A 13,584-nucleotide genomic window follows, 5' to 3' on the forward strand; every position below is an offset into this window, starting at 1 on the left:
CCATGACTGGACATGAAAAAAGTGTGTCGATTGCACAGATGCGCCCTGACAAGCGTGTCGACCCGGAACATCGCATGCGCCTTGATGCGGCGATTCACCGTCAGGGTCGTGGCTGGCTCAGCGGCCGTGATGGCGGCCGCCCATGGCAACTGTCGCGGACCAACCGGGTGGTCGCCTGCCTCGGTGCGCTGACCATTCTGCTGCTGCTCTCGCCCGTGCTGTTGGGCCTGGCGCTGACGATCAAATTCACCAGCCCTGGGCCGGTGCTGTTCGTGCAGAAACGCACCGGCTACCGCGGCCGCAAGTTCGGCATGTTCAAGTTCCGCACCATGGTCAGCAACGCAGAAGAACTCAAAGAGTCGCTGCGCCACCTGAACAAACACGGGGCCGACGCGATTGACTTCAAGATCGACAAGGACCCGCGCGTCACCGGCATCGGGGGCTTTCTGCGGCGCACCAGCCTCGACGAGTTGCCCAACCTGATCAACGTAGTGACCGGCGACATGCGCCTGGTCGGCCCTCGCCCGACCTCGTTCAACGCCTACCGCTACAAGGACAATCACCTCGCACGTCTGGCGATCTACCCCGGCATGACCGGTCTGTGGCAGATCTCCGGACGCAGCAACATCGACTTCGACCAGCGCGTTGAGTTGGACCTCAGCTACATCGCCGAGCAGAGCCTTCTGCTTGATCTGAAGATTCTGTTGAAAACCCCCTTCAAAGTATTCAGCGGCCACGGAGCAAGCTAATGGACGGTTCAACCAATAAAAGCCTGAGCATCGCCAGCCCCAGCGAGTCGAATCTGACGTCGACCGTGCTGGATCTCGATCTGCGGATCCTGTTTCTGACCGCCGCCAATCCCGGCGCCGGCACCACCACCAGCGCGCTGGCACTGGCCAGTCAGCTGGCGCAGATGAGCAGCGGCCAGGTATTGCTGGTCGACGCCAGCCAGTCGGCGAACAACCTCACCCAGCAAATGAACCTGGGCAAAGAGCGCGGCCTGCGCGACCTGCTGTTCAATCCGGACAACCCGCCGCTGTTGCAGGACTGCGTGGTGCAGGTGTCGAGCCTGCCCTTCCACGTGCTGCCCAATGGTCGGCCGATCCGCACGCTGGAACACCTGACCGCCGAGCGCCTGAGCCCGTTGCTCGACCAGTTGGGCAGCCAGTACCGCTTCGTGGTGATCGATGGCGACGCGGTGTACTCCGCCGCCGACACGCTGGTCATCAGCACTCAGGTCGACGGCGTGGTGTTTGTCGTCCGTGCCGAAGACACCCGCTGGGAAGTCGCCCAGGCCGCCGTGCAACGCCTGACTCAGGCCGGGGCAAAAGTGGTCGGCAGCGTGTTCAACCGGCGCAAGTACTACATGCCCAAATGGCTTTACAAAAACCTGTAAGCGAACGCAAAGGATGACGCCATGAACGCCAGAATGCTTGTCCTGCTGTTGCTGCCGCTTGCGGGCTGCTCCAGCAATTCCGACACCCGCAACATGCCGGTGAATATTCTCACCGCGACACCGGCCAACGCCCAGGCCACCGACATGCCGCGGGTCGAGCAGACCCTGCGCCCGAAAGATGTGCTGGATGTGATTTTTCACATCAGCACCAGCGGTTCGGACGCTTACCGCGTGCAATCAGGTGACCAGATCGGCCTGAATTTCACCGCCGCCAGCCAGCTCAACGGCACGCAACTGGTGCTACCCGACGGCACCATCGAACTGCCGGGCGCCAATACATCGGTGAAAATTGCCGGGCTGACCAGCGAAGAAGCCCGCCAGGAAATTCAGCGTGCGTATGAGCGCAAGCAACTGTTCCAGCCCAACCGCAATCAGCTCTCGGTGCAGATTCTCAGCCCGCTGAGCAACGAGCAGAACCTCAAGAGCGCGTTGAACCACCCGGCCACCGGCATGAGCCGCGAGATCACCGTCGGTACCGACGGCTACGCGAGCTTTCCGGAAATCGGCGCCGTGCCGCTGCAAGGCATGACCGTCAATCAACTGGAAACCTTCCTCAACCAGAAGTACGCGCAGCTGCCGGGCCGCATGAATGTGGACGTTCTGCTCAAGTCCACCGCCGGCAACGAAATCTACGTGCTGGGCGAAGTCGCACAACCGGGTTCCTACCCGATCCGCCGGCCGGTGTCGGTGCTCGAAGCGCTGACACTGGCACGCGGCACCAACGTCAAGGCGCGGCTGGACTCGGTGGTGATCATGCGGCGCAACGGCAATCAGGTGCAGGCAATGAACTACGACGTCGAAAAGGCCTTGTCCGGTGACGCGCCACAAATCGCCTATCTGCAGCCGGACGACATGCTCTACGTGCCAAAAACCAAACTCGCCAGCGCCGGCGAACTCGCCCGGCAACTGGCGGATGTGGTGCTGTTCCAGGGCGTCGGTTTCAGCTTCGGCTACCGCGTCGACAACAAAGGCAGTGACAACTGACTCTCAGGTGACCGACATGAACCCAAAAGAAAATTACCTGCACGAGTTCTTCAGGATTTTCTTCGCCAACAAGCAACTGGTGAAGCGCATCTTCCTGACCTTTGCAGTGATCGCCCTCCTCCTGCCGTTGCTGCTCAAACAGAGCTTCGATATCACCGCGCAGGTCATCGTGCAGTCGAAAAAGCTGTCCCAGGGCGATGCGACGACCTCGCTGACCCAGGACAACGCCACCTTCATCCCGCCATCGCTGGCGGACATGGAAACCGAAAGCAATATCCTCCGTTCGCCGGCACTGATCCGTCAGACCATCAGCGAACTGCGCGACCAGGGTCAGTACAACCCGCCGCCGGGGATGCTCAGCAAGCTGGCCGGCGAACCGTTCAAGCGATACGTCAGCACGCCACTGCGCGAATACGTGGTCAATCCGCTGCGTGACGCGCTGGGCATGCAAACCGATCCGGTGCGCGACACGACACTGGACGGTTTGACCCAGGACGCCATCGACAACCTGAAGATCGAAACCCTGCCGGGTTCCAACGTGATCTCGATCGTCTACAGCTTCCCCGATCCGGCCCAGGGCACAACGTTCGTTGCCGCGTTGCTGCAAAACTACCTGGTCGATCGTCAGGCGTTGCAATCGATCGAACTGCCCCACTCGTTCTATGAGACCAAGAAGCATCAGTATCAGGTGCGGCTCGATGGTCTGGAAGGCGCGCGGCTGAGCCTGCTGGAAAGCGTCGGTTCGTCCGACCCGAAAGAGGAAATCACCTTTCGCCTCAACGCGATCAACACCGAAGAGCAGGCACTCAACCTGTACCGTGATCGCTTGCTGCAAAGCCAGCGCTGGCTCGATTACCTGAAAACCAGCCTGGCGGCGGCCAACTCCAACAAACTCAACGACTACACCTTCCCTTTCACCTTCACCACGACGGTGGACAACATCGCGTTCGAGGACCGCGAGATCAGGCAGATGGGCGAGGCGCTGACCACTCAGGTCAGCCGCTATATGAATGACCTGGCGGTATTCCAGCCCGGCAGCGAACCGATGTTGCTGGCCCGCGAGCAAATCGCCCGCACCCGCCAGCAGTTCCTCAAAGTGGTCAACAACCGCATTCAGGAACGCACAACCGACCTGTCGGTGGTGAGCCAGGTCATCGAACAGAAAACCGCGCGCATTGCCGAGTTCAAGAATCGCATCCATCAATTGCAGCAGACGCAAAGCAAGCTGCGTCAGATGGACACCGAAATCGGCGCGTTGCACGCAGCGTTTTCCACCTATGCGCAACGCTTTGCCGAAAGCAGCACGACGCGCGCGCTGGATAACGACTTGTCCAATGCCCGGGTCTTGAGTCCACCGTTCGAACCGACCGAAGCGGCTTTTCCCAAGCCGATGCTGATCATTCCGTTCGGGCTGTTCACCGGTCTGCTGCTGGCGATTGCGTTCGTCTACGTGCGTGAGTTCTTCGATCACCGCTTCAAGCATCCGGCGCAAATCAGCCATGAGCTGGGCGTGCCAGTGTTGTTGGTGCTCAACGAAGAAACGCCGCAGGCGGGCAATCCGCACAAGAACTGGACCATGCCAAGCCTGGTTCACTGGGTGCGCAATTGAACGCGGTGTCCACCCCAATCGTCGCCCTGCCGATCATTCACTTGCTCAGCAGCGGCGGCTTCTACGGGGCCGAGCGGATGTTGCTGGATCATTGCCTGGCCACGCCGGGGCAGCACCAGGTGCTGTTCCTCGACGCGCCGCCAGAATTGATCGCGCGATTTCGCGAGGCCGGGGTGGACGCTCGCGCTTGTGCCGGGCTCGGCGGACTGCTGCGGCACTTGCGTCAGCGCCGTGGCGACAAACCATTGCTCAACACCCACAACTTCAAAGGGCTGCTGTTCGGCTGGGTTGGCGCCACGCTGTTGCGCCTGCCGCTGGTAATCACTCAGCACGGCTTCACCCCGCGCAGTCGCAAGCAGAAGTTCTACACCTGGCTGAGCCTGCAACTGTGCCGCACGGCGTCGGTGAAGCAGGTGGTCTGCGTGGCGCAAAGTATCGCCACGCTGCACCTCGAGGCCAGCGTGCGTGCGGAGAAGTTGCAGGTGATTCCCAACGGTCTGCCAGCGGCGCCGGCGATGCAACCGGTGGCCGACCGGCAACGCTGGCTGGCCGGTTACGTCGGCCGGTTGAGCAGCGAGAAAGGCCCGGACCTGTTCCTCGATGCGCTGATCGGCTTGTGTCACCAGCATCCGCAGCTGGACGCTGTGATGCTCGGTGACGGCCCGGAACGTGAGGCCTTGCAGACGCGCATCGACGCTGCCGGTTTGCCGCAGCGGATTCGCCTGCCGGGCTATCAGACGGCAATGCAAGGCTGGTGGCAGCAACTCGATGCGCTGGTGATCAGCTCGCGCACCGAGGGCACGCCGATGATTCTGCTCGAAGCGATGCAGGCCGGGGTGCCGGTAGTGGCGTTCGCGGTCGGTGGTATTCCCGATGTCTTGCAGGACCGTCACAACGGCCTGCTCGCCGCGCCGATGGATACCGCCGCCCTCGCCCGCCAGCTCGACACCTTGCTGGCCGAGCCGAAACTGGCCGCGCAGTTGCGCGACAACGCCAGACGCACACAACAGGAACACTACGACCTCAAGGCTTTGGCCGAACGCTGGTCGCAGCTGTACATCCACACGGCACGGGAGGCACGCACATGATTTTCCCGCTCTCGATAGTCAGTCTGTTCGCTTTGGTGAGCCTCGGTTTGCTGGCCAGTCCCTGGCCGTATCTGGCGCCGGGGGCAGTGATTGGCCTGGTCGGTTTCACCGTCCTGTACCGCAAGCCGACCTGGGGCCTGCTCGGCATTGCCGCGCTGGTGCCGTTCGAAGGGTTCTTCAAGGACAGTTCTGTGTCCGGGAGCAAGTTGCTCGGCGCCTCGCTGGCGGTGATCGTGATGTTGCAACTGGCGCTGCATCAGATTCCGTCCGAACGCCTGCGCAGCAACCTGTGGCGCTACCTGATCGGTTTCATGGCGCTGTACCTGCTGAGCCTTTTCGCCAGCGACAATCTGGGCATGTCGCAAACTCATCTGCGTGAACTGAGCGTCGGCCTGGTGCTGTTCGTGATCACCCTGTTGATCGGCCGTGAGTTGAATCTGGATCTGTTCGCCCGCCTGGTCACGCTCAGCGTCAGTACGACATGCGCAATGGCGATGTTTTCCAGCCGATTCCAGGACAAGGGCCGCGCCGCCGGCCTGCTCGAAGACCCCAACGCCTTCGCCTTGCTGATCGCTTTCGCCGTGCCGCTGGGCCTGCTGCTGGTGATCCGCAGTCCGAACCTGCTGCAACGCCTGTTCTGGGCTGGCTGCTGCCTGCTACTGCTCGGCGGCATGACCAAAACCGAGTCGCGCTCAGGGCTGGTGGTACTGGCGTTGAGTCTGGCAATCGGGGTCTGGCACTACCGCCAACAGCTGACCCGCATTCGTCCACGGCATTTCGGCTTCGCCATGCTCGGCGCTGCGATCATCCTGCCCTTGGCGATCTATGCGATGCCGGCCGGCTATCTGGCACGCATTCAGTCACTGAGCATTCTCAGCGCCGGGGCCAAGGCTCAGGACGAATCCCTCGGCCGTCGCGCCTCCTACATTGTCGTCGGCAGCCAGATCATCCGCGAGCATCCGCTGCTCGGCTCCGGCCCCGGCACCTTCCCGTTGCACTACGCGACCACCGGTTACGCCAAGGCGTTTTCCGCCAACCGCAAGATCGGCGACCTGTATCGCCGGGCGCATAACACTTATCTGGAGATCTTCAGCGAACTGGGGATTCCCGCCGGCCTGCTGTTTGTCGGCATGCTGGTGCAGGGTTTCTACAACCTGATCCGCGCACGACGCACGTGGCTGCAACGGCGCGAGTGGCAGCACGCAGGCATGGTTACCCATCTGGGGATGAGCTTTCTGTCATTGACGTTGTTTCTGATGTTCCTCAGCGCGCCGAACCTGAAGTACCTGTGGATCATGCTGGCGCTGACTTGGGTGCTGCGTCTGAAAGCCGAGCAGGCAGCGCTGACGGAGGCCAAAGCATGAGCCGGATCAGCATTGTCATTCCGATGTACAACGAAGCCCGGCACATCGGCCGCACCCTGCTGGCCGCGAGCAAAGCCGCGCACGCTGCCGACATCGACTGTGAACTGATCGTGGTCGACAACGGCTCCAGCGACGAGGGGCCACAGATCGCCCGCGCATTCGGCGCGCAGGTTCTGCTGGCGCCCGGGCTGCTGATCGGCGCGTTGCGCAATCGTGGCGCAACGGTTGCCCGCGGTGAATGGCTGGCGTTCATCGATGCCGATATCGAGATGCCGGAAGACTGGCTGAAGCAGATGTTTGCCCTAGCAGCAGGCGACCAGGGGGACGTCTTCGGCCTGGATCTGCACACTCCTGCCACAGCGCCATGGTTCGCCGCCGCGTGGCAGCGCCGCTCTTTGCGCCCCTCGAGCCGCGCCACGCGCACCGTGCAATGGCTGCCCAGTGCCAACCTGCTAATGCGCAAGCAGTGGTTCGACAAGGTCGGCGGATTCAACGAAACCCTGCGCACCGGTGAGGACAAAGAGTACACCCTGCGTCTGCACAGACACGGCGCGCGCTTGCTGTCGGTCAATACCAGCGTCGCCCTGCACTGGGGCTACGAAATGACCTGGCGCGAATGGATCGGCAAGGAACTGTGGCGTCAGGGCAGTCACCTGCAATTGCTCCGCGCCCACGGCATGAGCCTGCGCCTGCTGCGCTTTCCGCTGCTGTCATTGCTGGTGTGGTTGCTCGATGTTCTCGCGATCGTCGCATTGCTGGGCGGCCACGCGCAGCAGGCGTTGATGCTGCTGATGGCGGGCCTGCTGCCCGGTCTGCTGCTCAGTGTGCGGCAAAGCATTCGCCAGCATAACCTCAGCCTGACCTTGCAACTCTGGGGCCTGCACTGGGTGCGTCTGCACCTGGCGAGCGCGGCATTGATTCTCGGTCTGTGTCATTGGAATGCAAGGAGGCCTGCCCGTGGCTGAACTCATTTTTTGCCTGTGCCTCCTGTTGCCAGCGTATGCCTACATCGGCTATCCGCTGCTGCTGACCTTGCTCGCGCCGCTGTTTCCGGCCTGGCGCCATGCCCCGGCGCCGCCGTTGAATATCAGCATCGTCATCGCTGCGCACAACGAGGCGCGGCACATCGAGCACAAATTGCGCACGCTGCTGGCCCAGGACTATCAACCGGCGACGCTGCAGATCATTCTGGCCAGCGACGGTTCGACCGATGACACCGTGGCCTGCGCGCACAAAGTGATTGATCCGCGCATCACCGTGCTCGACCTGCCGCGTCAGGGCAAAGCCGCCACGCTGAATGCCGGCGCCGCCCTGAGTAGCGGCGACATCCTGGTGTTCACCGATGCCGACAACCAATGGTCGCGCGACACTCTCGGGCACTTGCTCGCGCCGCTGAGCGATCCGCAGGTCGGCGCCTGCGCCGGGCACATGGTGATCCCGGTCACCGGTGGTGGCCTGAGCATCGGCGACAGTCTGTATCGGCATTACGAAGGCTGGTTGCGCCGGGTCGAGAATCGCACCGGCTGCATGGTCTCCGCCGACGGCGCCCTGCTCGCCTTGCGCCGCGAGCTGTTTCAGAACGTGCCGGCCGAGGTAAACGACGATTTCTTCATCAGTACCTGCGCACCGGTGGCGCACAAACGCATCGTTTATGTGCCCGAGGCGCAGGTGATCGACCAGGGCGTCGACGAAGCGGACAAGCAGTGGCGCCGCCGCCAGCGAGTCACCGTCGGTGGCCTGCAGAGCCTGGCGCAACGCCGTGAACTGCTCAATCCCTTCAAGCACGGCCTGTATTCGATCGCATTGATCAGCCACAAACTGATCCGTCGACTGGCGCCGGTGCTGTTGTTGCCGCTGCTGCTGAGCAATTTCTGGCTGTGGAACGAACACGGTTTCTACCGCCTGAGCCTGGTCGCGCAATTGCTCGGTTACTCGATTGCCATCGCCGGCCTGCTGGATGCGCAACACCGTTTGCCCAAACCTTTCCGCCTCGCGGCATTCCTGCTGGTGACGCTGGCAGGCATGAGCGTCGGCCTGTGGCAGTTCCTGCGCGGGCAACGTTACGCACAGTGGAATCCTGACCAGAATCGTTGAGAGGACGCATGCCATGGCGATCAAACAGTTGATAAAACGCACCAGCGGCTGGCTCTATCTCAACTCGTCCGTGGGGCGCAACCAGTTGCACGGGGCCGGGGTCATCCTGATGCTCCACCGGGTGCTGGCCAACGACCGTGCCGCCAATCTGCCGCACCGCAATGAACTGTGCGTCGGTCCACAAGCGTTCGAACACTTGCTGATGTGGCTGCGCAAGCATTTCGATTGCGTGCCGCTGATGGAATTGCTGCAGCCCAACGCCCTGCGCACCGAGCGCCCGCGCGTGGCGCTGACCTTCGATGACGGCTGGCGTGACAACGCGGTCAATGCTTATCCGCTGTTGCAGAAATATCAGGTGCCGGCGAGCATTTTTCTTTCCACCGATTTCATTGGCAGCCGGCAACGCTTCTGGTGGGAAAGCGTCGGTGAAACGCTGTGGGGCAGCCATGGCGAAAAGGCCCGTATGCACCTGATCGAGCATCTGCGCATCACCGGCCATCCGCTGCCGGTGTTGCTCGACGATATCGATGTCGACCGGCGCAGCCTGGCGCTGCTGCATTACCTGCAAGGGCTGAAGAGCCTCGATCCGCAGGAACTTGAACGTCTGACCAATGAGTGCCTGCCGGATTCTCTGCCGCAAGCGCTGGACTGGCATCAGGTGCGCGCCATGGAAGCGTCCGGTCTGGTGCGCTTCGGCCCCCACGGCGCCAGTCATGCGATCCTCACCGGCCTGGACGATGTACGCCTGCACGAAGAAATCAGCCGTAGCCGCGACGCCCTGCACAACGGCTGCAATCGGCCCTTGCCGGTTTATTGCTACCCCAACGGCGACAACGATGAGCGCGTGCGCGAGCAGGTCGCCAATCACGATTACCCGTTTGCCCTTGGTACGGCCACCGGACTCTATCGCGGTGCCGGCGATCCGCTGAACCTGCCGCGCTTCGGCGTCAGCCAACGCACCGCGCGCAGTCCGGAGCTGCTGTCGTTACGCATCTTTCGCGGGGCACGGCCATGAGTCGCGGCAGCTACATCCGGCATCTGGCCCTGAGCATGGGCACCAAACTGGCGATGATTGCCTTGCGCCTGCTGCGCAACGTCTTGCTCGCACGCATTCTCGGCCCCAGCGAGCGCGGCTTGTTCGCACTGCTCAGCACCCTGCCGGATCTGATCAGTGCGGCCACCAGCGGCGGCTTGAATTCGGCAGTCGGTTATCAAGCGGCCAACCAGCGACCGATGGGTCTGTTGCTCGCTCAGGTCTTGGTGTTCGGCTGCCTTCTGGCCGGGCTGCTGACGTTGCTGGTGGTGGCGTTGGCGCGAGAGTTCGGCAGCGAACTCGATGTCACCCTGCAGCTCGGTCTGCTGGCCTGGTTGTTGCTGCTGGCGGTACCGCTGACCGTGCTCAAAAGCGGCCTGCTGACCTTGCACAACGCGTCGGGCGGCGTAGTCGCTTTCAATGTCCTGCGCCTGATCGAATCGCTGGCGCCGCTGCTGCTGTTTGTGGCGCTGTTCTGGATGTGGAAAGAGGCGGCACTCGAAGCGGCACTGATCAGTTGGCTGGCCGGTATCAGCCTGGTGGTACTGGTGGGCTGGATGTGGCTCAAACGCGCACAGCCGCTGCAACTGCAATGGGACCGTGCGAGCCAGAAGGAGTTGCTGAAATTCAGCGCGCGCAGCCATCCGGACCTGCTGTTCCAACAGGTCATTCTGCGCTCCGATTACCTGTTCATCGGCGCCCTGCTCGGCAGCAGTGCGCTCGGCCACTACGCCATGGCCAGCGCCGCCGCCGAACTGCTGCTGATCGTCCCGGAAGCGGTCACCACACCGCTGATGAAGCGTCTGCTGCAACAGGACAAGGGCATGGACAAGGTCACGCCGCTGGCGCTGCGCCTGACCGCCACAGTGATGCTCGGCGCCTGCGTCAGCATGGCGCTGATCGGCGAATGGCTGATCGTCACCCTGTTCGGCGTCGCCTACCAACCGGCGTACCCGGCGCTGCTGGCTTTGCTGCCGGGGCTGTTGGGCCTGTGCTACGCCAGCATTCTGCGCCTGGACCTGATCGGCAAGAATCGCCCTGCCACCGTCTCGCTGATGATGGGCGTGGGGGCGTTGCTCAATCTGGCCCTGAACCTGCTGCTGATCCCCAGCTACGGCATCGTCGGCGCAGCAGCGGCGTCCTCGATTGCCTATCTGGCCGTAACCCTGGCAATGCTGGTGCTTTATTGCAGACTCAGCGGCGTACCGTTCTGGCACACGCTGTTCATTCTGCCCGGTGACATCAGCCCGATGTGGCTGATGCTGCACCGCAGGAAAGCCGCATGAAGCGCCTGGCCCTGCTGTGCGGACTCGGCATGACGCTGAACGCCTTCGCTGCGCCCATGCAGTGGGGCGACATCCGCGACGGCAGCCTGTATCTGCAAGCCGATCGCCCGGATACCGTCACCGTGCGCTGGGTGCCGGCGTGGCAGGCCGAGGCTAATGAAGAGCATATCTATCTGCTCGACGGCCATGGCCGTTTGCAAGGTGACCGGTGGATCAAGGCCAGTGAAGTCCGTGGCTCGCAGCGCTGGCCGCTGGTGCCGGGAGCTGCCGGTTATCGCCTGGAAATTCCCGGCTACAGCTTCCGCAGTTACCGCGTCGAGCATGACGACAAGACCGTGGCGCTGTTCAGTCCGGCCAAGGTGCATTTCAGTGTCGAAAGCCGCAAGGGCGATGAGCTGTTTTTCCAGGTCGCACCGGGAGAGCATGCGGTGCTGAACGGCAAATACCATGGCGGCGTCAACGCGCTGCAAGCACAGCGTGTGGACGATGGACAACAGCTGTCGCTGGCCCTCAAGCCCTACCGCGCCTATTGGCAATTCGATCAAGTGGCCTTGCCGGTCAGCGACCGGCCTCAGGTCTGGCGCTTGCGCCTGCAGGGCAGCGGCAAAGCGGCGTTCTGGCTCGACGGCACGGCCAACCTGTTTGCGCAGAATCCGCAGCAGTTGCAGCCAGTGCGTGAAGAGTCGGGTGAGGTAAACCTGACCCTGCACGCCAAGGTGCTCGGGCGCACTCCGGATCTGGGCATCGCGCTGCCCAATCTGATGCCGCCTGCGAGCAGTCATGCCGCACTGGATGCGTTGAAACCGGGTGCGGCGAGTTATTACAGCTACGTTGACGTCAGCTCGAAAAATGCCCGTTTCGAAGACCCGGTTCGTCAGCTCTATCAGACGCGCTTCGGCATCCGCCAGGACATCACTCTGCTCGCGGGCACCGGGCGTCAGGCCAATCTGCGCGCCGACGTACAAAGCAGCAACGGCCTCGATGCCTGGCTCGCCAGCACTCGCACACTGGGGGGGCAAGGCACGCATTACATCGGCTTCGCCGACGAGCCAAACCTCAACTATTCGAGCTACGAGGATTACCAGGCGATTTTTGTCAGCATGGCCCGCCAGGTGCGCAGCGATCCGGCCAATGCCAAAGCCGGCGTGCGCATCGCCATGCCCGCCACTTCGCGCCTGGTCAACGGCCCGTTCGCCAATAACGCCGCGGGCAAACGCGGGATCGATTGGGCACGGCGTCTGCTCAGTGAGTCGCCCGATCAGATCGACGCGTTGGCCTGGCACGAATGGATGATCCGCGACCTGCTCGCCACCCGCGTCTACCGCGACAGCGTGCGCCGCGCCGCGGAACTGGTAGGGCTCGGCGCCAACGGCCAGCCGCGCAAAGCCTTGCTGCTCGATCAGACCAACATATCCAGCGGTTCAAGCCTGAGCCCGTACGACCAGGAAACTCACTACGCCGCGCTGTGGTGGGCCTCAGTGGTCATCAATGCCTCTCAGGACGGCTTGCTGAGCATGCTCAATTGGTTTCAGGCAGCCGACGAGCCGCCCTACGCCAAGGGCATGGTGCGCGTGCTGGGCGGCGATCGCTTCGAGCTGAAACCGGTGGGCCTGGCCCAGCAATCCATTGCCCGGCATTGGCTGCCGCACGTGCTGCAACTGGATAACGACGCTTTCGAAGTGGATGTGCTGGCGATGGCCGGTGACGAGCAGCGCACTGTGCTCGGGGTGAACAAAGGCACACGTCTGCAACGCGTTGATCTGAGCGGCGCCAAGTGCCCGCTTGAGCACGGCGCCCTGCATTTCTTCGGCGCTGACAATCGCGCCCGCGACGCACCGTTTGCCTGCGAAAACGGGCGCGTGCGTTTCGAATTACCCGGGCAAACCCTGTTTGCCCTGAACTGGAACGCTTCATGAACCGCCCTTCTGCCCTGCGAGCGTCATGCTGCGCGCGGCACCTTCATCAGGAGAAGAGACCATGGATATTTTGCAAAAACTCAGCGGACATATCCGTCGCAAAGGCCTGCGAGCGACCTTGGCGAAGATCCGCACAATGTACATTTTTTCCCATCGGCAATTGCTGTGGATGGAGCGGGATCTGGTCAGCCCCGTGCCGCCGCACAACCTCAAACCGTACCCGCCACTGCGCATAATGAAGATCACCGCAGACAACGCCAGCGCCTTCACCCGTTACTTCGGCGACCGTGTCGGCGTCATGGCCGAGCTGGCCAATGAAGGTCACACCGGGCACATGCATGTCGATGAGCATGGCGATGCCGTGGCCTTTATCTGGGGCACGCCGCGCGATTATTTTGATCGGCATTACTACGGTTGCCGGTTCCCGGTGAAACCCGGCGAGTTCTTCGAGTTCGGTGGCGAAATGGCCCGCGCCTACTGGGGCACCGAATTGTCAGTCGATGTGCAAGTGCGCCTGTGGAAAGCCATGGCCGCGCAAGGCTGCAGCAAAGTGGTCGATGTCTGTGACTCCAGCAACATCCCGGCGCTCAAGCTGCACCTGCGCATGGGCTATACCGAACAACAGCGGATCACCCATATCTACACGCTGTTTGGCCGCTGGCGCTTCTACCGCGAAACCCGTTACAGCGGTTCGCGCCTGGCAGCGCTGCGCAAAACTTCCCGTCCACCTGTCCCAGCAACGGCGGCCTGAACC

Annotated in this window: 12 protein-coding genes; all 12 read left to right on the forward strand. The window is 62.5% G+C overall.

The genetic code is table 11. The annotated features are described in order from the left end of the window. Positions 1–2: 2 nt before the first annotated feature. Positions 3–749, forward strand: coding sequence for a sugar transferase (locus AC0Z4S_RS19415; protein ID WP_485624241.1), 747 nt, complete (start codon positions 3–5; stop codon positions 747–749). After that, positions 749–1,396 carry a CpsD/CapB family tyrosine-protein kinase gene (locus tag AC0Z4S_RS19420; RefSeq protein ID WP_253500771.1) on the forward strand — a complete coding sequence of 216 codons (648 nt, stop codon included), beginning with the start codon at positions 749–751 and terminating at the stop codon, positions 1,394–1,396. Before AC0Z4S_RS19415 ends, AC0Z4S_RS19420 begins: the two co-directional genes overlap by 1 nt. Before the next feature lie 21 nt (positions 1,397–1,417). Next, positions 1,418–2,440 carry a polysaccharide biosynthesis/export family protein gene (locus AC0Z4S_RS19425; RefSeq protein WP_253500770.1) on the forward strand — a complete coding sequence of 341 codons (1,023 nt, stop codon included), beginning with the start codon at positions 1,418–1,420 and terminating at the stop codon, positions 2,438–2,440. A gap of 16 nt (positions 2,441–2,456) precedes the next feature. Continuing rightward, the gene (locus AC0Z4S_RS19430) at positions 2,457–4,049 is read left to right on the forward strand and encodes a GumC family protein (protein ID WP_485624242.1); all 1,593 of its coding nucleotides are present in this window, start codon (positions 2,457–2,459) and stop codon (positions 4,047–4,049) included. Beyond that, complete coding sequence (locus tag AC0Z4S_RS19435; RefSeq protein ID WP_485624244.1) at positions 4,046–5,137, forward strand: glycosyltransferase family 4 protein; 1,092 nt, start codon at positions 4,046–4,048, stop codon at positions 5,135–5,137. Before AC0Z4S_RS19430 ends, AC0Z4S_RS19435 begins: the two co-directional genes overlap by 4 nt. Then, complete coding sequence (locus AC0Z4S_RS19440; protein ID WP_253500767.1) at positions 5,134–6,501, forward strand: O-antigen ligase family protein; 1,368 nt, start codon at positions 5,134–5,136, stop codon at positions 6,499–6,501. Before AC0Z4S_RS19435 ends, AC0Z4S_RS19440 begins: the two co-directional genes overlap by 4 nt. Next, positions 6,498–7,466, forward strand: coding sequence for a glycosyltransferase (locus AC0Z4S_RS19445; protein ID WP_485624246.1), 969 nt, complete (start codon positions 6,498–6,500; stop codon positions 7,464–7,466). The genes AC0Z4S_RS19440 and AC0Z4S_RS19445 overlap by 4 nt, the downstream gene beginning before the upstream one ends. Beyond that, positions 7,459–8,595, forward strand: coding sequence for a glycosyltransferase (locus tag AC0Z4S_RS19450; RefSeq protein ID WP_485624248.1), 1,137 nt, complete (start codon positions 7,459–7,461; stop codon positions 8,593–8,595). Before AC0Z4S_RS19445 ends, AC0Z4S_RS19450 begins: the two co-directional genes overlap by 8 nt. A gap of 13 nt (positions 8,596–8,608) precedes the next feature. Further along, positions 8,609–9,610 carry a polysaccharide deacetylase family protein gene (locus AC0Z4S_RS19455; RefSeq protein ID WP_485624249.1) on the forward strand — a complete coding sequence of 334 codons (1,002 nt, stop codon included), beginning with the start codon at positions 8,609–8,611 and terminating at the stop codon, positions 9,608–9,610. Next, positions 9,607–10,914 carry an oligosaccharide flippase family protein gene (locus tag AC0Z4S_RS19460; protein ID WP_485624251.1) on the forward strand — a complete coding sequence of 436 codons (1,308 nt, stop codon included), beginning with the start codon at positions 9,607–9,609 and terminating at the stop codon, positions 10,912–10,914. The genes AC0Z4S_RS19455 and AC0Z4S_RS19460 overlap by 4 nt, the downstream gene beginning before the upstream one ends. Beyond that, positions 10,911–12,830 (forward strand): hypothetical protein, encoded by a 1,920-nt coding sequence (locus AC0Z4S_RS19465; protein ID WP_485624253.1) that lies wholly within the window; start codon positions 10,911–10,913, stop codon positions 12,828–12,830. Before AC0Z4S_RS19460 ends, AC0Z4S_RS19465 begins: the two co-directional genes overlap by 4 nt. Positions 12,831–12,891: 61 nt before the next feature. Further along, positions 12,892–13,581, forward strand: coding sequence for an N-acetyltransferase (locus AC0Z4S_RS19470; RefSeq protein WP_485624255.1), 690 nt, complete (start codon positions 12,892–12,894; stop codon positions 13,579–13,581). Positions 13,582–13,584: the final 3 nt, after the last annotated feature.

This window comes from Pseudomonas sp. 1L-B-1-E-C1 (assembly GCF_057291835.1).

Excerpts from the sequence above, each read along its gene's own strand:
- AC0Z4S_RS19445 (WP_485624246.1), top strand. The coding sequence starts at position 6,498 with ATGAGCCGGATCAGCATTGTCATTCCGATGTACAACGAAGCCCGGCAC.
- AC0Z4S_RS19430 (WP_485624242.1), top strand. The coding sequence starts at position 2,457 with ATGAACCCAAAAGAAAATTACCTGCACGAGTTCTTCAGGATTTTCTTC.
- AC0Z4S_RS19425 (WP_253500770.1), top strand. The coding sequence starts at position 1,418 with ATGAACGCCAGAATGCTTGTCCTGCTGTTGCTGCCGCTTGCGGGCTGC.
- AC0Z4S_RS19465 (WP_485624253.1), top strand. The coding sequence starts at position 10,911 with ATGAAGCGCCTGGCCCTGCTGTGCGGACTCGGCATGACGCTGAACGCC.
- AC0Z4S_RS19420 (WP_253500771.1), top strand. The coding sequence starts at position 749 with ATGGACGGTTCAACCAATAAAAGCCTGAGCATCGCCAGCCCCAGCGAG.
- AC0Z4S_RS19460 (WP_485624251.1), top strand. The coding sequence starts at position 9,607 with ATGAGTCGCGGCAGCTACATCCGGCATCTGGCCCTGAGCATGGGCACC.
- AC0Z4S_RS19415 (WP_485624241.1), top strand. The coding sequence starts at position 3 with ATGACTGGACATGAAAAAAGTGTGTCGATTGCACAGATGCGCCCTGAC.
- AC0Z4S_RS19455 (WP_485624249.1), top strand. The coding sequence starts at position 8,609 with ATGGCGATCAAACAGTTGATAAAACGCACCAGCGGCTGGCTCTATCTC.
- AC0Z4S_RS19470 (WP_485624255.1), top strand. The coding sequence starts at position 12,892 with ATGGATATTTTGCAAAAACTCAGCGGACATATCCGTCGCAAAGGCCTG.
- AC0Z4S_RS19440 (WP_253500767.1), top strand. The coding sequence starts at position 5,134 with ATGATTTTCCCGCTCTCGATAGTCAGTCTGTTCGCTTTGGTGAGCCTC.